Origin of the sequence: Actinotalea sp. JY-7876, assembly GCF_014042015.1 — a bacterium.
In the GTDB taxonomy this organism is placed as follows: Bacteria; Actinomycetota; Actinomycetes; order Actinomycetales; family Cellulomonadaceae; genus Actinotalea.
This window is the reverse complement of the sequence record NZ_CP059493.1, coordinates 444,919-465,765: the sequence shown is the minus strand read 5'-3', so window position 1 is coordinate 465,765 and position 20,847 is coordinate 444,919. Positions and strand designations below refer to the sequence as shown.

General features: G+C 75.1%; 16 protein-coding genes. 10 read left to right on the top strand and 6 right to left on the bottom strand.

Going from position 1 to position 20,847, the window contains the following annotated elements; translation table 11 throughout:
- Positions 1-70: 70 nt before the first annotated feature.
- The 6 genes from H2O74_RS02310 (at position 71) to H2O74_RS02285 (ending at position 8,915) form a co-directional block, all read left to right on the top strand.
- Positions 71-937: a formate/nitrite transporter family protein gene (locus H2O74_RS02310; RefSeq protein ID WP_182112952.1), complete on the top strand. Its 867-nt coding sequence runs from the start codon at positions 71-73 to the stop codon at positions 935-937.
- 269 nt (positions 938-1,206) lie between these two features.
- The gene (locus H2O74_RS02305) at positions 1,207-2,376 is read left to right on the top strand and encodes a hypothetical protein (RefSeq protein WP_182112951.1); all 1,170 of its coding nucleotides are present in this window, start codon (positions 1,207-1,209) and stop codon (positions 2,374-2,376) included.
- A gap of 96 nt (positions 2,377-2,472) precedes the next feature.
- Positions 2,473-4,485, top strand: a complete 2,013-nt coding sequence (gene acs / locus H2O74_RS02300; RefSeq protein WP_182112950.1) for an acetate--CoA ligase — start codon at positions 2,473-2,475, stop codon at positions 4,483-4,485.
- Positions 4,486-4,579: 94 nt separating this feature from the next.
- Positions 4,580-5,554, top strand: a complete 975-nt coding sequence (gene mshD / locus H2O74_RS02295; RefSeq protein WP_182112949.1) for a mycothiol synthase — start codon at positions 4,580-4,582, stop codon at positions 5,552-5,554.
- A gap of 38 nt (positions 5,555-5,592) precedes the next feature.
- Positions 5,593-7,905, top strand: a complete 2,313-nt coding sequence (locus tag H2O74_RS02290) for an RNA degradosome polyphosphate kinase (RefSeq protein WP_255491730.1) — start codon at positions 5,593-5,595, stop codon at positions 7,903-7,905.
- The gene (locus tag H2O74_RS02285) at positions 7,902-8,915 is read left to right on the top strand and encodes a bifunctional NUDIX hydrolase/histidine phosphatase family protein (protein WP_255491729.1); all 1,014 of its coding nucleotides are present in this window, start codon (positions 7,902-7,904) and stop codon (positions 8,913-8,915) included. Before H2O74_RS02290 ends, H2O74_RS02285 begins: the two co-directional genes overlap by 4 nt.
- Here the strand turns inward: H2O74_RS02285 and H2O74_RS02280 are convergent.
- The 4 genes from H2O74_RS02280 to msrB form a co-directional block, all read right to left on the bottom strand.
- Positions 8,905-9,906, bottom strand: a complete 1,002-nt coding sequence (locus H2O74_RS02280) for an inorganic phosphate transporter (RefSeq protein WP_182112948.1) — start codon at positions 9,904-9,906, stop codon at positions 8,905-8,907. The genes H2O74_RS02285 and H2O74_RS02280 overlap by 11 nt on opposite strands.
- A 6-nt stretch (positions 9,907-9,912) precedes the next feature.
- Complete coding sequence (locus H2O74_RS02275; RefSeq protein ID WP_182112947.1) at positions 9,913-10,527, bottom strand: DUF47 domain-containing protein; 615 nt, start codon at positions 10,525-10,527, stop codon at positions 9,913-9,915.
- Positions 10,528-10,867: 340 nt separating this feature from the next.
- Complete coding sequence (locus H2O74_RS02270) at positions 10,868-11,467, bottom strand: hypothetical protein (protein WP_182113991.1); 600 nt, start codon at positions 11,465-11,467, stop codon at positions 10,868-10,870.
- Positions 11,468-11,528: 61 nt separating this feature from the next.
- Entirely contained in the window at positions 11,529-11,939 is a 411-nt protein-coding gene (gene msrB / locus H2O74_RS02265) for a peptide-methionine (R)-S-oxide reductase MsrB (protein ID WP_182112946.1), read from the bottom strand.
- A gap of 197 nt (positions 11,940-12,136) precedes the next feature.
- Between msrB and H2O74_RS02260 the strand changes: the two genes are divergently transcribed.
- The 3 genes from H2O74_RS02260 to H2O74_RS02250 all read left to right on the top strand — a co-directional run bounded on the left by H2O74_RS02260 (position 12,137) and on the right by H2O74_RS02250 (position 14,926).
- The gene (locus H2O74_RS02260; protein ID WP_182112945.1) at positions 12,137-13,426 is read left to right on the top strand and encodes a copper amine oxidase; all 1,290 of its coding nucleotides are present in this window, start codon (positions 12,137-12,139) and stop codon (positions 13,424-13,426) included.
- 103 nt (positions 13,427-13,529) lie between these two features.
- Positions 13,530-14,108: an ECF RNA polymerase sigma factor SigK gene (gene sigK, locus H2O74_RS02255; RefSeq protein ID WP_255491728.1), complete on the top strand. Its 579-nt coding sequence runs from the start codon at positions 13,530-13,532 to the stop codon at positions 14,106-14,108.
- Positions 14,105-14,926 carry an anti-sigma factor gene (locus tag H2O74_RS02250; protein WP_182112943.1) on the top strand — a complete coding sequence of 274 codons (822 nt, stop codon included), beginning with the start codon at positions 14,105-14,107 and terminating at the stop codon, positions 14,924-14,926. Before sigK ends, H2O74_RS02250 begins: the two co-directional genes overlap by 4 nt.
- A 76-nt stretch (positions 14,927-15,002) precedes the next feature.
- Here H2O74_RS02250 and H2O74_RS02245 read toward each other — a convergent pair whose 3' ends face one another.
- Positions 15,003-15,605: a 1-acyl-sn-glycerol-3-phosphate acyltransferase gene (locus H2O74_RS02245; RefSeq protein WP_255491727.1), complete on the bottom strand. Its 603-nt coding sequence runs from the start codon at positions 15,603-15,605 to the stop codon at positions 15,003-15,005.
- Entirely contained in the window at positions 15,595-17,151 is a 1,557-nt protein-coding gene (locus tag H2O74_RS02240; RefSeq protein ID WP_182112942.1) for a DEAD/DEAH box helicase, read from the bottom strand. The genes H2O74_RS02245 and H2O74_RS02240 overlap by 11 nt, the downstream gene beginning before the upstream one ends.
- A 306-nt stretch (positions 17,152-17,457) precedes the next feature.
- On the opposite strand from H2O74_RS02240, the gene H2O74_RS02235 reads away from it, so the two are divergent.
- Positions 17,458-20,808 (top strand): EAL domain-containing protein, encoded by a 3,351-nt coding sequence (locus tag H2O74_RS02235; protein WP_182112941.1) that lies wholly within the window; start codon positions 17,458-17,460, stop codon positions 20,806-20,808.
- The last annotated feature ends 39 nt before the right edge of the window (positions 20,809-20,847 follow it).

The following is a 20,847-nucleotide window of genomic DNA, read 5'->3' as shown; positions in this document are numbered from 1 at the left end:
TCCGGTGCCCGACGCGCGGCGCGGGCTTTCGTCCCATGTCCTGGCGGCGTGCCTGCGGCACGATCGACGGGTGCTCACGATCCCGGACGCCCTGGTGGCGCAGCAGGCGACCGCCGCAGCGAAGGTGCGCAGCACCCGCAACCTGGCGGCGTACCTGGTCCAGGCCATGCTCGGCGGCGCCTTCATCGGCGTCGCCGTCGTCCTCATGCTCACCGCGGCCGGACCGCTGCGCGCCGCCGAGTCACCCTGGGCGCCGCTCGTGCAGGGCCTCGTGTTCGGGGTGGCCCTCACCCTCGTGGTGACCGCCGGCGGCGAGCTCGCGACGTCGAACATGATGACCCTCACGCAGGGCGCCCTGGGGCGCGCCGTCACGTGGGGACGGGCCGCGGCGACGCTGGGCCTGAGCTTCGTGGGCAACCTGCTGGGCGCGTTCGTGTTCGCCGCGATGGTGCACCAGTCGGGCGTCCTCGCGCCGGGGACGCCGGCCGGGGAGATGCTCGCCTCCCTGCTGGAGCACAAGGCCGAGGCGACGACCGGGCAGCTGTTCTGGCGCGCCGTGCTCTGCAACATGCTCGTGTGCCTGGCGATCTGGGGCGGGGCGCGGCTGAAGTCCGAGGGCGCGCGGCTCGCGCTGATCTTCTGGTGCCTGCTCGCGTTCATCACGTCGGGGTTCGAGCACGTGGTCGCCAACATGACCAGCTTCGGTCTCGGCATCATCGGCGGGCTGCCCGAGACCGGGTGGGCCGAGATGGGCCGCAACATGCTCGTCGTGGGCCTCGGGAACCTCGTCGGCGGCGCGGTGCTCGTCGGCGCCGCGTACGTGGTCGCGGGGTCGGCCCGCCGCGTGGCGGCTGCCGGTGACGTGCCCGAGGGCGGCGCGGTGGTGGCGACCGACGGCACGGCCCCGGTGGCCGCGCGGCGCACCGTCGACGTCTGACCCGCACTCCCCCGCGCGCGCTCCCTCCACAGGGCCCGACGGGCTCGGCGGGGCCGTGTCAGTGGTCGCGCCTCGATACCGCGCAGCTCCACCGCGGGGCAGACGCGCAGCAGGGCCGCGGGTGGTGGCCGACGCAGGGGCAGGCGGAGTCCGGCCCGCGAGCGGGCCAGATGCCCCGGCGCTACGTTGAGGCGAGACCCCCATGTCCCCGTCCTCGCGATCCGAGTCGCAACCGGACGGGGAACCGCCAGCACCGACAGGAGCCGACCATGCCCTCCCTCCCGAGCCGAGAGCCCGACGAGGGTGCCGCACCCGACACGACGCCGGCTGCCGATCCCGTGGGCACCGACGCGCGCAGCGCCGGGGACCCGAACGGACCGGACCGGACGGGGACCGACGCGCAGCCGTCGGCCGGCGCGGAGGCCGTGAGCGTCACCGGTCGCCCCATCGACGACGGCCCCGTCATCGGGCAGCTCGAGCCGGGCGGACCGCCCTCGACCCCTGCGGACCCGACCACCGGCCAGCACGCGGCGGCACGCCCGTACCCGCCGGTGATCGGCGCGCAGGGACGCGCGGCGCGCACGCCGGACGCCGACGGCGGATCCACGACGAGCGGCGCAGCCTCAGCCGAGGGCGCTGCCGCCACGGGCGCCGGCGCACCTTCTACGGGCGGCGGCGCCGCTGACAGCGGTGCCGCGGCGGGTGGCACGCCGACGACCCACACGGGCACGAACGCCCCGGCCGTCACCGGCGCGGCCGGGACGTCCGGTGCCGCGGCGGCGGCATCAGCGGGGACGGCGGCCGCGGACGCGAGCGCGTCCGGACACAGCCGGACGCGGCGGCGCGGGGCGGACCCGGCACCCGCCGACCACCACGACCTGCCCGAGCGGCCGTCGCGGCCCGGCGTCGGCCGGCACCTGCTGGGCACGCTCCTCGGCCTGGTGCTGACGCCCGTGGCACTCCTGCTCAGCGGGATCGGGACCGCTCGCCTGAGCGACGCCGCCGTCAGCGGCGACCCGGTGGGCGACGCGCTCGGCATCACGCTGCTCGCGCTCGGTGTGGTGCTGCTCGCGGTCATCGTGCTGCTCGGCACGTGGTCGCCGGCCGTGCCGCTGGTCGGCGGAGCCGTGTGGGGCGTCGGCCTCGGCCTCGCCTACCTGATCGTGCCGGTGCGGATGGAGGAGTGGGTCGACGAGCTCCTCGGGGACCGCGTGCTCCCCGCCGTGCTCGAGCAGCTCACCGACAACGCCTTGAGCGGCCACCTGCTCGTCACCGGCACGCTCCTCACGGCCGCGGGCATCGCGATCGGACGCGCACGCCGGATCGGACGACGCTGGGCGGAGCGCGTCGCCCTGGCCGACGCCGCACGCGCCGAGGCGGTGCGTGCGGACGCCGCGCGGGCCGAGCAGCGGGCAGCCGCCGCCGACGGGACCGCCTGAGGACTTCTCCCGGCGGCGGCCGGGGCTCTGCTCTACCATCCGAGTCGACACCGGCTCAGCCGGTGACGCACCACTGACGCTGCGTCCGGAGGAACAGTGACCCACGAGAACTCGTCGTCACCGCTCGAGAACCTGCTCGCCGAGAGCCGGAGCTTCCCACCCACCCCCGAGTTCGCCGCGCAGGCGAACGCCCGCCCCGAGGTCTACGACCGTGCCGCGTCCGACCGCCTCGGCTTCTGGGCCGAGCAGGCGCGCACCCTGCTGACCTGGGACCAGGAGTTCACCGAGGTCCTCGACTGGTCGCAGGCACCCGTCGCCCGCTGGTTCGGCGACGGCCGCCTCAACGCCTGCTACAACGCCGTCGACCGGCACGTCGAGGCCGGCCACGGCGACCGCGTCGCGCTGCACTTCGAGGGCGAGCCGGGCGACACGCGCACCCTCACCTACGCCGACCTGCAGCGCGAGGTCTCGCGCGCCGCCAACGCCATGCAGGCGCTCGGCGTGGGCACCGGGGACCGCGTGGCGATCTACCTGCCGATGATCCCCGAGGCCGCGATCGCGATGCTCGCCTGCGCGCGCATCGGCGCCATCCACTCGGTCGTCTTCGGCGGCTTCTCCGCCGAGGCGCTGCGCTCCCGCATCGCCGACGCGGAGGCCACGCTCGTCATCACGGCCGACGGCGGCTACCGCCGGGGCGCCGCCGCCGCGCTCAAGCCCGCGGTCGACGAGGCGCTGACCCCGGGCGCGAACGGCGCCGCGACGACGATCCAGCACGTGCTGGTCGTGCGCCGCACCGGCCAGGACGTGGCGTGGACGCAGGGCCGCGACGTCTGGTGGCACGAGGCGCTGGAGGCGGCCTCCGACACGCACGAGCCCGTCGCGGTCGACGCCGAGCACCCGCTGTTCATCCTCTACACGTCCGGCACGACCGGGAAGCCGAAGGGCATCTTCCACACCACGGGCGGCTACCTCACCCAGGCCGCCTACACGCACCTGAACGTCTTCGACCTCAAGCCGGAGACGGACGTCTACTGGTGCACGGCCGACGTCGGCTGGGTCACCGGGCACTCGTACGTCGTCTACGGCCCCCTGGTCAACGGCGCGACGCAGGTCATGTACGAGGGCACGCCGGACACGCCGCACAAGGGCCGCTGGTGGGAGATCGTCGCCAAGTACGGCGTGACCATCCTCTACACGGCGCCGACGGCGATCCGCACCTGCATGAAGTGGGGCGAGGACATCCCGGCGGGCCACGACCTGTCCTCGCTGCGCCTGCTCGGGTCGGTGGGCGAGCCCATCAACCCGGAGGCGTGGATGTGGTACCGCCGGGTCATCGGCGGGGACCGCACCCCCGTGGTCGACACGTGGTGGCAGACCGAGACCGGGGCGATCATGATCTCGCCCCTGCCAGGCGTCACGGCGGCCAAGCCCGGCTCGGCGCAGACGCCGCTGCCCGGGATCGGCGCCGACGTCGTCGACGAGGAGGCCCACCCGGTGCCGAACGGCTCGGGCGGCTACCTCGTCCTCACCGAGCCGTGGCCGGCCATGCTCCGCGGCATCTGGGGCGACCACCAGCGCTTCGTCGACACCTACTGGTCGCGGTTCCCGGGCATCTACTTCGCGGGCGACGGCGCCAAGAAGGACGCCGACGGCGACATCTGGCTCCTCGGCCGCGTGGACGACGTCATGAACATCTCGGGCCACCGCCTCAGCACGACCGAGATCGAGTCCGCCCTGGTCTCGCACCCGATGGTCGCCGAGGCGGCCGTCGTCGGCGCGAGCGACGAGACCACCGGGCAGGCCGTGGTCGCGTTCGTCATCCTCCGCGCCGAGCACCTCGCCAAGGTGGACGAGCCCGGCGAGGGCGCGGACGTGGCGGCGACGCTGCGGGCCCACGTCGCGAAGGAGATCGGCCCCATCGCGAAGCCGCGAACGATCCTCGTGGTCACCGAGCTGCCGAAGACGCGCTCGGGCAAGATCATGCGGCGCCTGCTGCGCGACGTGGCCGAGCACCGCAAGGTCGGGGACGTCACGACCCTCGCCGACTCCTCGGTGATGGACCTCATCAGCGCCGGGCTGGCGACGCCGGCGGCGGCGAGCGCGGACTGACCCGACCGCACCCCGGACGACGACTGCGCGACGGCGGCGGCTGAGGCCGCCGCCGTCGTCGTCCCGTGCCGCGCGTGCCGTGATGGGATGGGGCATGAGCGCCGACCACCACCTGCGGACCGTCCCTCCCCACACGCAGCTGGACGCCGGCGACGCCGCGGCGGTGCGCGCGCTCGCCGCGGCGGCCCAGGCGCACGACGGCATCGAGGCCCTCGGCGAGCAGACCCTGCTCGACCTGGCCGGGCCCTCGCCCGCGCGGCACGTGCTCGCCGTATCCGGCCACGCTTCGGGCGATCCAGCGGGCGACACGTCGGGCGAGGCGGCGGGCGAGGCGCCCACCGTCGTCGGCTACGCGGCCGTGCGCCACGACGGCCCGGGCGGCGGCGCGACGAGCGCCGAGCTGGTCGTCCACCCGGACCACCGCGGGCGGGGCCTGGGCACCGCCCTCCTCGCCGCCGTGCGCGACGGCTCGCCCGCCGGAACGCCACCGGTGTGGGCCCACGGGAACCTGCCCGCCGCGCGGGCGCTCGCGGCCCGCGCCGGGCTCGCCGTCGTGCGGGAGCTGTGGCAGATGGCGCGCGACCTGCCCGCGGACGAGGGCGCCCTGCCCTCGGACGCCATGGTGGCGCCCGGTGTCACGGTGCGGCCGTTCGTCGTCGGGCGGGACGAGGACGCGTGGCTGCGCGTCAACGCCCGCGCCTTCGCGCGGCACCCGGAGCAGGGGCGCATGACGCGCGCGGACCTGGACGCCCGGGAGGCCGAGCCGTGGTTCGACCCCGCCGACCTGCTCCTCGCCGAGCGCGACGGGGTCGTCGTGGCCTCCGTCTGGATGAAGGTCGAGCCCGGGAGCGACGAGGGCGAGCTGTACGTGCTCGGCGTCGACCCGGACGCCCAGGGTCGGGGGCTCGGCCGGCTCCTCACGGCCCGCACGCTCGCGCACCTCGGCGCGCGCGGCCTGCGACGCGTGGTGCTCTACGTCTCCGCGGGCGACGAGGCGGCGGTCCGGACGTACCGGCGCGCGGGGTTCGAGACGGTGCGCGCCGACGTGCAGTACGCGGACGCGCCGTGACCTCCCACGGCGCACGGTCCGGTGGGACGATTGACGGCATGACCACCGACGCACGGACGGACGACCTGGCCACGGACGGTCCGGACGACCTGGCTCCCGACGTCGACGAGCCCGGTGAGGCCCGCCTGGACCGGGAGGCCGACGCGTTGGTGGAGAGCCCGATCGAGGCGCCGCCGCAGCCGGACCTCGCCGAGATCCTGGACGAGCCGGGGTCCGCCCCGGGCGACGCGCTGCCGGAGGACCGGTTCGGGGACCGCGAGCTGTCGTGGCTGGCCTTCAACCAGCGCGTGCTGGAGCTCGCCGAGGACGAGTCGCTGCCCCTGCTCGAGCGGGTCCGCTACCTGGCGATCTTCGCGTCGAACCTCGACGAGTTCTTCATGGTGCGCGTCGCCGGGCTCAAGCGCCGCATCGCGACCGGGATGGCCGTCACGGCCGCGTCGGGCCTGTCCCCGCGCCAGGTGCTCGAGGCGATCGACGCCCGCGCGCAGGAGCTGATGGAGCGCCACTCCGAGGTGTTCGCCCGCTCGGTGCAGCCCGCCCTCGACGCCGAGGGCATCGCGCTCGTGCACTGGGACGAGCTCGGCGAGGCGGAGCAGGAGCGCCTGCACAAGTACTTCCGCAAGCAGATCTTCCCGGTGCTCACGCCGCTCGCCGTCGACCCCGCGCACCCGTTCCCCTACATCTCGGGGCTCTCGCTCAACCTCGCCGTCGTGGTGGTCAACCCGACCACGGGCAAGGAGCACTTCGCGCGCGTCAAGGTCCCGCCGCTGCTCCCCCGGTTCATCGCGGTGGACGCCCGCGGCCGCCCGAGCGCGCCGAGCACGCAGACGGCCGACCCCGAGAAGGGCCCGACGTCGTTCGTCCCGCTCGAGGACGTCATCGCGCAGCACCTCGAGTCGCTCTTCCCGGGCATGGAGATCGTCGAGCACCACACCTTCCGCGTGACCCGCAACGAGGACGTCGAGGTCGAGGAGGACGACGCCGAGAACATCCTCCAGGCGATGGAGAAGGAGCTGCTGCGCCGGCGCTTCGGCCCGCCCGTGCGCCTCGAGGTCGCCGAGGACATCGCCCCCCGCGTGCGCCAGCTCCTCGTCCGGGAGCTGGGCGTCGACCCGTCCGAGGTCTACGAGCTGCCCGCGCCGCTCGACCTCACCGGGCTCAACCTCATCGCGGACCTCGACCGCGGCGACCTGCACTACCCCCGCTTCGTCGGCGGGACGCACCGGCACCTGGCGGAGGTCGAGAGCTCCAAGCCGACCGACATCTTCGCCGCGATCCGGGCACGGGACATCCTGCTGCACCACCCCTACGACTCGTTCGCGACGTCGGTCCAGGCCTTCCTCGCGCAGGCCGCCGCCGACCCCAAGGTCCTCGCGATCAAGCAGACGCTCTACCGCACCTCCGGGGACTCGCCCATCGTCGACTCGCTCATCGACGCCGCCGAGGCGGGCAAGCAGGTGCTCGCCCTCGTCGAGATCAAGGCGCGCTTCGACGAGCAGGCCAACATCTCCTGGGCGCGCAAGCTCGAGCAGGCCGGCGTGCACGTCGTCTACGGGATCGTCGGGCTCAAGACGCACTGCAAGCTCTCGCTGGTCGTGCGCCAGGAGAACGACGGCCTGCGCCGCTACTGCCACGTCGGCACGGGCAACTACAACCCGAAGACCGCCCGCCTGTACGAGGACCTCGGCCTGCTCACCGCGGACCAGGAGGTCGGCCAGGACCTCACGCGCCTGTTCAACCAGCTCTCCGGGTACGCGCCCAAGGCCAAGTTCCAGCGCCTGCTCGTGGCGCCGCGCTCGGTGCGCTCCGGGCTCGTCGAGCGCATCGAGAAGGAGCGGCAGGCGCACCGCGAGGGTCGTCCCGCGTGGATCAAGATGAAGGTCAACTCCGTCGTGGACGAGACCACCATCGACGCGCTCTACCGCGCCTCGCGCGCGGGGGTACCGATCGACCTCGTCGTGCGGGGCATCTGCGCCGTGCGCCCGGGGGTGCCCGGACTGAGCGAGACCATCCGGGTGCGCTCGATCCTGGGGCGCTTCCTCGAGCACGCCCGGGTCTTCGCGTTCGCCAACGGCGGCGAGGAGCCCGAGGTGTTCATCGGCTCGGCGGACCTCATGCACCGCAACCTCGACCGCCGCGTCGAGACCCTGGTGCGGCTCGCGGACCCGGCCCACGTCCGCGAGCTGATCGAGCTCATCGACGCGTCCATGGCCGACACGACGGCGTCCTGGCACCTGGGCCCCGACAACACGTGGGAGCGCCACAGCCGCGGACCCGACGGTGCGCCCCTGCGCGACCTGCAGGAGAGCCTCATCGCCCGCCAGCGACGCCGGCTCGCGCGCGACCGGTGACGCTCGCGATCGACGGCCGCGCGGCCGCGCCGCTGGGGACCATCCACGCGGCCGGGGCCGTCGTGTGGCGCGAGCACCGGGCGCGCCTCGAGGTCGCGCTCGTCCACCGCCCCCGCTATCGCGACTGGTCCTGGCCCAAGGGCAAGCTCCATCCGGGCGAGGCGGTGCCCTCGGCGGCGGCCCGGGAGGTGGCGGAGGAGACGGGCACCCCCGTCGTCCTGGGCGTGCCCCTGCCCGCGCTGCACTACCGGACGCCGGAGGGCCGGGCGAAGCACGTCCGGTACTGGGCCGCGCGCGCGGCGGGCCCCGGCGACGCCCCGGCGCTGGCGGCGCGCGGGCCGGTGCCGCGCGCCGAGCTGACGGAGATCGACGACCTCGTCTGGGTGAGCGCCCCGACCGCCGCGGACCTGCTCACACGCCGAGCGGACCGGGCGCCGCTGGCGGGCGTGGTGGACCTGTGGGAGCGCGGGCGCCTGGCCACGCGGGCGCTCGCGGTCGCCCGCCACGGCCAGGCGGTCAAGCGGGGGCGCTGGGACGGCTCGGACGCGAGCCGTCCGCTGACCGGCGACGGCGTCGCGCAGGCCGAGGCGCTCGTGCCGGTGCTCGCGGCGTTCGGCGTCTCGGAGGTCGTGACGAGCCCGTGGTCACGGTGCCTGCAGACCGTGGCGCCGTACGTGGAGGCCAGCGGCGCCGCCCTGCGCCAGGAGGTCGTGCTCTCGCAGGACGCGTACCGGGACGACCCGTCGGGTGCGCGCGAGGTGGCCTCGGCGCTCGTCGCCGACGGCGCGGGCGCGGTGGCGGTGTGCACGCACCGCCCGGTGCTCCCGACGGTGCTCGCCGCCCTCGCGGCCAGCGGCCGGAGGTGGACGTCGGGCGAGCTGCCGGCCGAGAACCCGTGGCTGCGACCCGGCGAGGCCGTCGTCGCGCACCTGGACCGCTCGGCGCGGGCCGTGGCGTTCGAGATCCACCGGCCCCCCAGCGGGGAGCCGGACGACCCGCTCAGCCGATGATGGCGTCGAGCAGGAAGAACATGCCGGCCGCGACCGCCGCGGCAGCGGGGATCGTCAGGACCCACGCGACGGCGATGTTGCCGGCGACGCCCCAGCGCACCGCGGAGAGCCGCTTCGTCGCACCGACGCCCATGATCGCGGACGTGATGGTCTGCGTCGTCGAGATGGGCGCCTGGAAGACGAAGGCCGTCGTGTAGAGCACGCCCGCCGCGACCGACTCCGCCACGAACCCGCGCGCCGGGTCGAGCTCGATCACCTTGCGGCCGAGCGTGCGCATGATGCGCCAGCCGCCGGAGTAGGTGCCCGCACTGATCGCCAGCGCCGCGGCGATCTTGACCCAGAGCGGGATGTCGTGGGTGTCCTGGTACCCGCCCGCGACGAGCGCGAGGACGATGACACCCATCGTCTTCTGCGCGTCCTGCAGGCCGTGGCCCAGCGCCATCGCGGCGGCCGACGCCGTCTGCGCGATGCGGAAACGCCGCGTGACCTTGTGCGGGTTGGCGTTCTTGAACAGCCAGAGCAGCCCGACCATGAGCACGAAGGCGAGGCCGAAGCCGACCACCGGCGAGAGCAGCATCGGGATGACGACCTTGTTGAGGATGACCTCCCAGTGCACCGTGATGCCGGAGGCCAGGCCCACGCCCGTGAGCGCCCCGATGAGCGCGTGCGAGGACGACGACGGCATGCCGAACCACCACGTGATGAGGTTCCACACGATCGCGCCGATGACGGCCGACAACACCATGATCAGCGCGGTGTGCGCCGGCCGTTCGGAGACGTCGATGATGCCGCTGCCGATGGTCTCGGCGATGCCGGTCCCCAGGAGCGCGCCGATCATGTTGAAGACGGCAGCCATGATGAGCGCCGCGCGGGGCGTCAGCGCACGCGTCGAGACCGAGGTCGCGATCGCGTTGGCGGCGTCGTGGAAGCCGTTGGTGTAGTCGAAGCCGAGGGCGAAGGCGACGACGACGACGACGAGCGCGAGTTCCACCGGAGCTCAGGACTCCTTGAGCGCGATGGTCTCGACGTGGTTCGCGACCTTCTCGAACGAGTCGGCGGCGGCCTCGAAGGCGTCGACGACCTCCTTGAGCTTCATGAGCTCGATCGCGTCGGTCCCGTCGTTGAACATCTCGGCGAGCAGCTTGCGGTACGTGCGGTCGGCCTGGTTCTCGAGGCGGTTGATCTCGACCCAGTACTCGTTGAGGTCCTTCATCGAGCGCAGCCGCGGCATCGCGTCGGCGGTGAGCTCGGCGCACCGGCGCAGGACGTCGACCTGGTCGCTGACCAGCGCCGGGAGGGCGTCGAGCTTGTAGAGGACGATGAGGTCCCCGGCCTCCTCCATGTGGTCCATGCAGTCGTCGAGGCCGGACGCGAGCGCGTAGATGTCGTCGCGGTCGAACGGCGTGACGAACGTCTGGTTGAGCTGGCGCATGATCGAGTGCGTCGACTCGTCGGCGGCGTGCTCGGCATCGCGGAGCTGGTCGGCGATCGCCTTCCGCCCGGAGCGCTCGGCCCCCAGCAGCTGGCTGAGCAGGTCCGCGCCGGTCACGAGGTGACGAGCGGACTCGGCCAGGAGGTCGAAGAAGGTGGTGTTGCGCGGAGTCAGGCGCACAGAAGTTCTCCGTCTGGAGGGGTGTCGGTCCTGCACAGGCTAGGGCAGCCGCGCGGTGAACGTACAACCCGCCGGGTGTCGCCCCGGCCACAGCGCGGTGTCCCGGGACACCTCGGTGAGCATCGATGTGAGGTGCGGTAGTGATGACGCCGGACCGCAGAGCGCCTGTCGGCGCGAAGGCCGCTCGAAGCGGCTCTGTGTGGAGCCCGGGGCTACCGCGGCCCGACGTCGCTCACCATTTTACCCGCGGCGCCCCCGGGGGCGACCCCCGCCAGGGTGAGGCATCTCACCCCGAGCCGGGCCCGCGGGCCGCGGCGCCGCGGCGCCGCGGCAGCGACGCCTAGTCCAGGACGCCCGCGCGCCACAGCTGCGCGGCGTGCTCCAGCTCCTCGGCCGTGCGCACGAGGCCCGAGGCCCCGTGGGTCATGCGGCCCGCGAGGTCGGTGTCGTGCTCGTCGTGGTAGTCGGCGTCGATCGCCGCCCCGGTGGCGAGGACGCGGCAGAAGGCCGCCCCGCGCTCGAGGGCGACGGCGAGGTCCCCGGCGTAGACGCCCGACAGCACGGCGTCGACGACCTCCGTCACCTCGGCGGGGCCGGGCGGGCTGGCCACGCCAGCCACCGCGTCGTGGACCTCGGCGCGCGCGACGCCCATCCGGTAGCGCTCGGAGATGGTCGGCGCGTCGCGGCGCACCATCTCCCGGAGCACGTACAGCCGCCACAGCGAGCCGGGCAGCGTGTTCGCCGGGCTGTCGGCCCACATCCCCGCGACGGTGTCGAGGCCCTCGGCCTCCACCAGGCGGACCAGCCGGGCGACGATCTCGGGGTCCTCCGCCGCACGGCCCTGGTGCACCAGCGCGTTCGCGGTGGTGTGGGCCACCTCGGCGCGCACGGCGGGGTCGACGTCGCCGGGCAGCTCGTCGGCCGCGCGCGGGTCGAGCATCGCGGGGCGTCGGGGGTGGCGCCGCTCGCTCACGGGCGCCCCCCGGCGGTGTGCGGCCGGCTCACGCGGCGCCGCCCTGCGGCGCGAACGTCAGCGAGACCGAGTTCATGCAGTACCGGTCGCCCGTGGGCGTCTGCGGGGCGTCGTCGAACAGGTGGCCCAGGTGGGAGCCGCAGCGCGCGCAGCGGACCTCGGTGCGCACCATGCCCAGGCTGCGGTCCTCGAGGAGCTCGACGGCGTCGCCCGCCTTCGGGGCGTAGAAGCTCGGCCAGCCGCAGTGCGAGTCGAACTTGGTCTCGGCCTGGAAGAGCTCCTGCCCGCACGCCCGGCACGCGTACGTACCCACGCGCTTCTCGTCGAGCAGCTCGCCGGTCCAGGGGCGTTCGGTACCCGCCTGGCGCAGCACCGCGAACTCCTCGGGCGAGAGCTCCTCGCGCCACTCCGCGTCGGACCTCGTGACCTCGTAACCCATGCTCTGGCCTCCTCGTCGGGCGGACGTCGTCGAGCGTACGTCCGCGTCACCGAGCCCAACACCGCACACCCCGCGTTTGGTCCCGGCGCCCCATCGGCACCGGCGGCTCCACGGCGCGACCCATCCGACGGGGGTGCTGCTCCGAACCACCTCCGACAGCACCGTCACACGACGCCCGACCACCTCAGGAGCACCTCATGCGCACCCCCACCCGCACCACCCGCACCGCCGCCGTCGTGGCCGCGGTGGCGGCCTCCCTCGCCCTCACGTCCTGCTCGGCGGGGACGCCCGCCGCGGACGAGACCGGCCGGGCGCCCGTCGCCGAGTCCGAGGACATGGAGATGACCGAGGCGGCGATCGTGCCGATGAGCACGGGCGACCCGTTCGCGGACGCCCGCACCGCGGCGCAGCACATGGCCCCGACCGCCCTCACGCTCGCGACCGGCCTGGCCGCGGCGACGGGCACGGAGGGCGACGTCGGCTCGGCCGCGGCGGACCTGCGCTCGGAGCTCACCGCTCTGCTCCAGGAGCACGTGTACCTGGCCGGGACGGCCGTCGCCACGGCCTACGCGACAGCACCGGACTCGCCGGAGTTCGAGGCCGCTGCCGCGACCCTCGACGCCAACTCGGTGGACCTCTCGGAGGCGATCGGCAGCCTCGCCGGCCCCGAGAAGGGAGCCGCGTTCCTCGAGCTCTGGCGCTCGCACGTCGGCAACTTCGTCGACTACGCCGTGGCGGCGAAGGGCGAGGACCAGGCCGGCAAGGACCAGGCCCTGGCCGACCTGCAGGCGTACACCGTCTCGGCCGGCCAGTTCTTCGAGGAGATCAGCGCCGGCAACCTCCCGGCCGCGGCCATCACCGAGTCGCTCGGCATGCACATCACCACGCTCGGCGCGGCGATCGACGCCCTCGCGGCGGGCGACCCGACCGCCTACGCCAAGCTCCAGGACGCCTCGGAGCACGTCGCCATGGCGGCCGGCACGATCGCGGGCGGGCTCGACACGGCGCTGGACCTCGAGGGCGACCCGGCCGACGCCGCCTCGACGCTGCGCGCCGGCCTGACGCAGCTGCTCCAGGAGCACGTCTACCTCGCGAGCACCGCGGTCTTCACCGCCTACACGGACGACGGCGCGACCGGGTCGCCGGCCTTCGCGGCCGCCGCCGCGGAGCTCGACGGCAACTCCGTCGCGTTGTCCGAGGCCGTCGGCTCGCTCGCGGGTCCGGAGCACGGCGAGGCGTTCCTCGACCTGTGGCGTGAGCACATCGGGTACTTCGTCGACTACGCGGTCGCGACGGCCGGGGACGACACCGAGGGCGCGCAGGCCGCGCTCGTCGCCCTCGACGGCTACCGGCCGGCCGCCGGCGCCTTCTTCGCCGAGGTGAGCGCCGGGGAGCTGCCGGCGGACACCGTCGCCGAAGGACTGACCCACCACGTCGAGACGCTCGCGGGCGCCATCGACTCGCTGAAGGTCGCGCTCGTCGGCTGACCGGACCCGCGCGCGAGGTGGTGCGGGCCGTGGGTCGGCCCGCACCACCTGCATGCCCTCGTCCCGACCGTGCGGTCCGCCCGCCGCCTGGCAGACTCGGTGGGTGGCCCACGCTCCCGGCACCGACGAGGCGCCCGGCCCGGGCGCGGAGGTGCTCATGGCGGCCGTCGCCCGAGGCGACCAGCAGGCCTTCGCGCACCTGTACGACCTCGTCTCCCCGGGTGTCCACGGCGTCGCGCGGTCCGTCCTGCGGGACCCGGACCACGCCGCCGAGGTGAGCCAGGAGGTCATGCTGGAGGTGTGGCGCACGGCGGCCCGCTACGACCGGGCCCAGGGCACGGTCCGCACGTGGGTCCTCGTGCTCGCCCACCGCCGTGCGGTCGACCGCGTCCGGGCCGTCCAGGCCCAGCGCGACCGCGACCAGCGCGCACTGGACCGCGAGCACCACGCGCCGTTCGACGTCGTCTCGCAGGAGGTGGAGGACACGATGGAACGTGCGCGTGTCCGCGGCTGCCTCGGCACCCTGACCGACACCCAGCGCGACGCCGTCGTGCTCGCGTACTACGGCGGGCGCACCTACCGCGAGGTCGCGGAGGAGCTCGACGCCGCGCTCCCCACCGTCAAGAGCCGCATCCGCGACGGGCTGATCCGGCTGCGCGACTGCCTGGGGGTGGCGGCATGACCCACCGGGACCCCGACGGACCCCGCGGCGGTGCACGCGACGACGACGTCACGGACGGTGGCGACGGCATGGACGCGAGCCCGCGCGACCTGCTCGCCGCCTACGCGCTCGACGCCGTCGACGACCTCGAGCGTCGCGCCGTCGAGCACCTCGTCGCGCGCGACGCGGACGCCGCCGCCGAGCTGGCAGAGCTCCGCGCCACCGTCGCCGAGCTGGCAGGCGCCTCCGCGACGCCCGCGCCCGACCACGTGCGCGCGGCCGTCCTCGCCGAGGTCGTGACGACCCCGCAGGAGGCCGCCGCGCCCACGGCGGCCCCGACGCCCGGGGTGCGGTCCGCGCCGGGGACGGTGAGCAGCCGGGCAGCCGGCAGGCCCACCCCGCGGTGGCTCCTCGCGGCGGCCGCCGCAGCCGTCGTCGCGCTCGCCGTGCCGTCGTCGATCGCGTGGCAGCAGCACGAGCGGGCCGTCGTCGCCGAGCAGCGGTCCGCGGAGCTCACCGAGCTGCTCGCCGCCCCGGGCACCGAGGTGCTGCGCGGCGACGTCGAGGGCGGCGGCACCGCGGTCGCCGTGCTGGCCGCCGACGCGGCCGTGCTCGTCACCGAAGGGCTCCCCACGCTCGACGGGGGCCGCACGTACCAGCTCTGGGCGATGCGCGACGGCGTGCCGGTGCCCGCGGGACTCTTCGAGCCGGCGTCGGGCAGCGCGCAGGTCACTGCCGCGGACTACCGCCCGGGCGACGGCCTCGCGGTCTCCGTCGAGCCGGCGGGTGGCTCGGCCCAGCCGACGACGACGCCGGTGGTCGTCCTGCTCCCCTCCTGACGACCGACCGCGACGACGCGGACGCACGCCTCGACGGGCGGGTGGATCCCCGTGTCACCGCGACCGGGGCCACGCGTCAGGACGGGCCCTCCTCGCGCAGGTACGGCGTCGAGCCGCGGCCCGGACGCACCCCGTGCTTGTCCGCGTAGAACGCCCGCATGACGTCCATGTCGGCCCGGACGTCGCCCGTGAGCGCGATCGTCGGACCGACGCCGGCCGTCCTGGTGGGGCCGTCGATGAAGCCGAGGGTCACCGACATGCCGGTCGCCGTCGCGATCCGGTAGAAGCCCGACTTCCAGTGGTCGGTCGGGCGCCGCGTGCCGTCCGGTGCGATGACCAGGGCATAGCTCTGGTCCTCCCTGGCCTCGGCCGTGAGTCGCTCGACGAGCCCGCCGGCGCCGCGGTCGGTCGGGACGGCGCCCAGGGCGCGCAGGACCGGCCCGAGCGGCCACCAGAACAGCTCCCGCTTGACGAGCACGCGCGGGGACACGCCCCCATGCCACAGCACCAGGACAGTCAGGACGAAGTCCCAGTTCGACGTGTGCGGCGCGCCGATGAAGATGCCGCGGTGCGGCAGGGTGCCGACGACGCGCCAACCGGCCGCGCGCATGAGCCACGCGGCCAGCCGGCCCCGCGCGCCCGGCGCGGGCGGGTGCTCGTGGTGGGTGTCAGCGCCCACGGCGCCGGCCACCGCCCAGGGACATGTCGACCGCGCCGGAGCGACCGGCGGTGCTGCCCGAGCCCGCCGCCGGGACGCGGAACTGCGAGCCCGGCGCGCGGCCCTGCGAGGCCGACGCACGGCCGGAGCCGCCGGAGCGGGCGCCGCCCGCACGCGCACCGCGAGCGCCGGCCGACGCGGCCGGGGCCGAGCCGGCGTGCTGCTCGGCGCCACCGCGCTCGCCGCCCTGCCCACCCTGCGCGCCGCGGCGGCGACCACGGGTACCCGTGCCGGCCGCCTCGGGCCGCGGAGCACCGGACGTGCCGGAGCGGCTGGACCGGCTGCCACGCCCACCCGTGCGGGGGGCGCCGGTGCGGGCCTGCTCGAGGACCGGCGGGGCCGGCGTCACGAGCGCCGCGACCTCCCCGACGAGCGCCTCGAGCACGGGGGTGCCGACGCGGACCGGGGTCGGGCGGGCGTTGATCTTCGCCAGGCGCGTGAGCGTCCGCACGTCGCCGGTCTCCTCCGGCAGGACGAGCGTGACGACGTCGCCGCCCGAGCCCGCGCGGGCCGTACGGCCCGAGCGGTGCAGGTACGCCTTGTGCTCGGCCGGCGGGTCGACGTGCACGACGAGCTCGACGTCGTCGACGTGGATGCCGCGCGCCGCGATGTCGGTGGCGACGAGCACGCGCACGCCGCCCGTGGAGAACGCCTCGAGGTTGCGCTCGCGGGCGTTCTGGCTGAGGTTGCCGTGCAGGTCGACGGCGGGGATGCCGGCCGCGGTGAGCTGCTTGGCGAGCTTCTTGGCCTGGTGCTTGGTGCGCGTGAACAGCAGGCGGCGGCCCATGCCGGACGCGAGGTGCTGCACGACGGCACGCTTGGTCTCGGCGTCACCCACCGTGAACAGGTGGTGCGTCATCGCGGCGACCGGCGACTGCTCGGAGTCCACGGCGTGCGACGACGGCCGGTTCATGAACTGGGCCACGAGGCGGTCCACGCCGTTGTCGAGCGTGGCCGAGAACAGCAGGCGCTGGCCGTTCGCGGGGGTCGCCGACAGGATGCGCTTGACGCCCGGGAGGAAGCCGAGGTCCGCCATGTGGTCGGCCTCGTCGAGCACCGTGATCTGCACGTCGGCGAGCGTGAGGACCTTCTGCTTGAGCAGGTCCTCCAGCCGGCCGGGACAGGCGACGACGATGTCGACGCCGGCCTTGAGGGCGACCTCCTGGCGGTGCTGGCTCACGCCGCCGAAGATCGTCGTGACGCGGAGGCCGGCCGCCTCGGCGAGCGGCTCGAGCGTCGCGGCGATCTGCGTGGCGAGCTCGCGCGTCGGGGCGAGGACGAGGCCGCGCGGACGGCCCGGGACGCGCCGTCCGCCGGTGAGGCGCACGACCATCGGGAGGCTGAAGGCGAGGGTCTTGCCGGAGCCGGTCCGGCCGCGGCCCAGCACGTCGCGGCCGGCGAGCGTGTCGGGCAGCGTCGCGACCTGGATGGGGAACGGCTCGGTGATGCCCTGCTCGGCGAGGGAGCGGGCAAGGGTCTCGGGTACGCCGAGGGAGGTGAAGCTCATGGGGATGGGGACTGCCTCTCAGGCATCGGGGGTCGGGGCTCGCGGCGGCGGTCATGGTGACCTGCGGGACGTGCGCCGGACGGGGTCACGGCGCGGACGTCCACGGGGCAGGCACCACCGGTGCTCCACGACGGAAGGCGCGCAGGATGCACGCTCCTCGGTGAACAGTGTGCCCTACGTCGTTGTTCCGGCCTGCACCGGGCTTCTTCCGGCGACGCGCTGGGGCCGTGGTCACGCACGGTCTCGGGCCGCCGGTGGCACCCTGAGGCCGTCCCGCTCGACGGCACGGACCGCTGGAGGCCAGCAGTGACACACCCGCCGACCCTCCTCGTGCTGACGCCCAGCACGGGCGGGGACTACTTCGGCGGCCTGCTCACGGGTGTCGCGCGCGAGCTGGCGGCCGTGGGCGGACGCGCCGTCGTCGTGCAGACCCTGGAGCCCGGCCTGGAGAGCGACCAGCCGGGCGAGGCGCCGGACTTCGCGGTGCCGGTCGGCTGGGACGAGGTCGACGGCGTCGTCGCGGTCACCTACGCCGTGGGCGCGGCCTACCTGCGGAGCGCCCAGGAGCACGGGCTGCCCGTCGTGGTGACGAGCGCCCGCCTCGACGACCTCACCGCTCCCAGCGCGGTCGCCGACAACGTGGGCGGCACGCGCGCGGCCGTCGAGCACCTGCTGGCGCACGGCCACACGCGCATCGGGTTCGTCGGCAACCTGGTGCAGCGCGACACGGCGGAGCGCTACGAGACGCTCCTGGGCACGCTCGAGGACCACGGGCTGGCGAGCGCGCCCCGGCACCTGTTCGTGGCGCCCGACAACGGGGAGGCCGGTGGGCGGGCGGCGGCCGCGGTCTTCCTCGCGGCCGACGACCGGCCCACGGCCGTCGTGTCGGGCACGGACCGCAACGCGGTCGCCTTCCTCGAGGCCGTCACCGCCGGGGGCGTCGCGGTCCCCGGTGACCTCGCGATCACGGGCTTCGACAACATCGAGCCCGCGAGCTTCGCCAGCCCCGCGCTGACGACCGTGGACCAGCCGTTCGACGAGGTGGGTGCGCTCGCCGCGCGCCTGGCCCTGCGCATGGTCGCCGGCGAGGAGGTGCCGCCCACCGCGCACGTGGCGCCGGCGACCCTCGTCGTGCGCTGGTCGTGCGGGTGCCGGCCCGGCGTCGGCCCGGTGGCGGGCCGTCCCGGCCTTCGGGTCGCGGTCGACCCGCGGGCCGCGCGCGACGCCACGGCCCACCGGCTGCGCCAGGCCCTGGTCACCGGCCGTGACGGACGCGACGACGCCGTCGCACCCGTGGGCGAGGAGCTCCTCGACGCCGTCGAGCGACTCCTGCGCACGGACCCGGCGACGCTGCGGTCACCGGGCGGCGACCCGCCCGACGTGCTCGAGTCGCTGCGGGCCGCCCTGCTCCGCTCCACGGGCCGCAACGACGCGCTGCGGCGCGTCACCCGCACGCTCGACGAGTACGTCCGCGCGACCCACCGGCCCGAGCACGCGGGCCTGACCCTCGCCGTGCTGCGCGAGGTGCAGGCGGTGGCGCTCCTGCGCCGCTCGGCCCAGGTCGGGCAGATGCTGGACGAGCAGTACGCCGTGGACGTCGGGCTGCTCGCCGCGGCGGACCCGCGCACGCTCGACTGGCTGGCCGGGACCCGGGTCCGTGCCGCCGTGTTCGCGGCCTGGGACGACGCCGGCGACCTGCGCGTCGAGGGCGTCCACGACCCCGCCGGGCGGCTCGGCGAGCGCGTCGGCACCACGGTGCCCGTCGAGCGCTTCCCCCACGCGTCCCTGGTCCGCGACGCGGACCCTCAGGAGCGCCTCGTGTGCCACGTCCTGCCGGTCCGCACGCGCGAGCGCCGGTGGGGCCTGCTCGCACTGGTGGCCGAGATCGACCCGGCGGCCGCACGCGAGACGTTCCACCACTGGTCCGCGCTGCTGGCGTCCGCGCTCGAGCAGCAGGCGCTGCAGGCGGCCGTGCGCAGCAACGAGCGCCGCTACGCGCTGGTCGCCGAGGCCGCGCGGGACGGCCTGTGGGAGTACGACGGCGTGGAGGAGCGGACCTACCTGTCCCCCCGCGCCCGCGAGCTGGTCGGGCTGAGCGGGGACGCCCCCTCGGACGTGGCGAGCTGGCGCCGGCACGTGCACCCCGACGACGTCGTCCGGCTCGCGGAGGCGACGGCGGCCGCGCGGCGCGCACCCGGCACGGCGGTCGAGATCGAGTACCGCACGATCGACGACGACGGCCGGCAGCGCTGGCTCCTGTACCGGGCCCTCGCGATGCCCGGCCAGGACGGCTCCGCGGGGCGCGTCGTCGGCTCCCTGTCGGACATCGACGAGCGCAAGGTCCTCGAGGAGCGGCTGCGGCTCGGGGCCCTGTACGACGAGGTCACCGGGCTGCCCAACCGGCGCCACTTCCTGGGCCGCCTGCGTCACGCGCTCGAGCAGCGGCAGCGCGACCCCGACCACCGCTTCGCCGTGATGTTCCTCGACGTCGACGGGTTCAAGCTGGTCAACGACTCGCTGGGGCACCTGGTGGGCGACCAGCTCCTGACCGCCATCGCCGAGCGCCTCCGGACCGAGCTGCGCACGTGCGACACGGCCGCGCGCCTGGGCGGCGACGAGTTCGCGGTGCTGGTCACGGGGGCGACGCCCGAGGAGGTGCTCGCCGTGGCGCGGCGGGCGCGCGAGGCGGTGGCGCGGCCGGTCGACCTGGCCGGCCACGAGGTGGCCGTGACCGCCAGCATCGGCATCGCCACGTCGGACACCCCGTACACGGACCCGGAGCACGTCCTGCGGGACGCCGACATCGCGATGTACGAGGCGAAGTCCGCCGAACGCGGCACGACGGCCCTCTTCGACCCGGAGATGCACACGCGCGCCACCGAGCGACTGCGGACCCGCGCGGAGCTGCGGGTCGCGCTGGCCGAGCGCCAGCTGGTGGTCCACTACCAGCCCGTCGTGCGCCTGGCGGACGGCGTCGCGTGCCACTTCGAGGCGCTGGTGCGCTGGCAGCACCCGGAGCGCGGCCTCCTGCTGCCGGGCGAGTTCCTGCCGGCCCTGGTGGACCAACCGGCGGTGACCGCGCTGGCCGAGCAGGTGCTCGACGACGTGTGCGCCCGGCTCGCCGCCTGGGGACGCGAGCACACCGCGAGCGCGTCGGTGGCGGTCAACCTGTCCCACGCCGAGTTCTGGTCGGCGGACCTGCCGGGCCGGGTGCGGCGCGCCCTCGAGCGGCACGGGGTGCCCGCCTCGCGCCTGGTGCTGGAGATCACCGAGTCGGTGATCATGACCGACCCGGACGAGGCGCGGCGCGTGATGGACGAGCTGCACGCGGTCGGTGTCACCCTGCACGTGGACGACTTCGGCACCGGGCAGTCGTCGCTGCACGCGCTGCGCCACTTCCCCGTCGACGCGCTGAAGATCGACGGCTCGTTCATCCGGGAGATGGACGACCCGCCGACCGCCGAGCTCGTCCGCGTGATCCTGGAGATCGGGCAGGTGCTCGGCCTCGACGTCGTCGCCGAGTGCGTCGAGACCCCGGAGCAGGCCGAGCGCCTGCGGGCGCTCGGCTGCCGCCACGCGCAGGGCTGGCTCTTCGGCCGGGCCGTCCCGGGCGACGAGGCCGGCCGGCTGCTCGGCCGGAGGCTCGCGCCCGTGTGAGCATCCGGGTGACGTTCTGCCCGGTTCCTTGCGAGACGC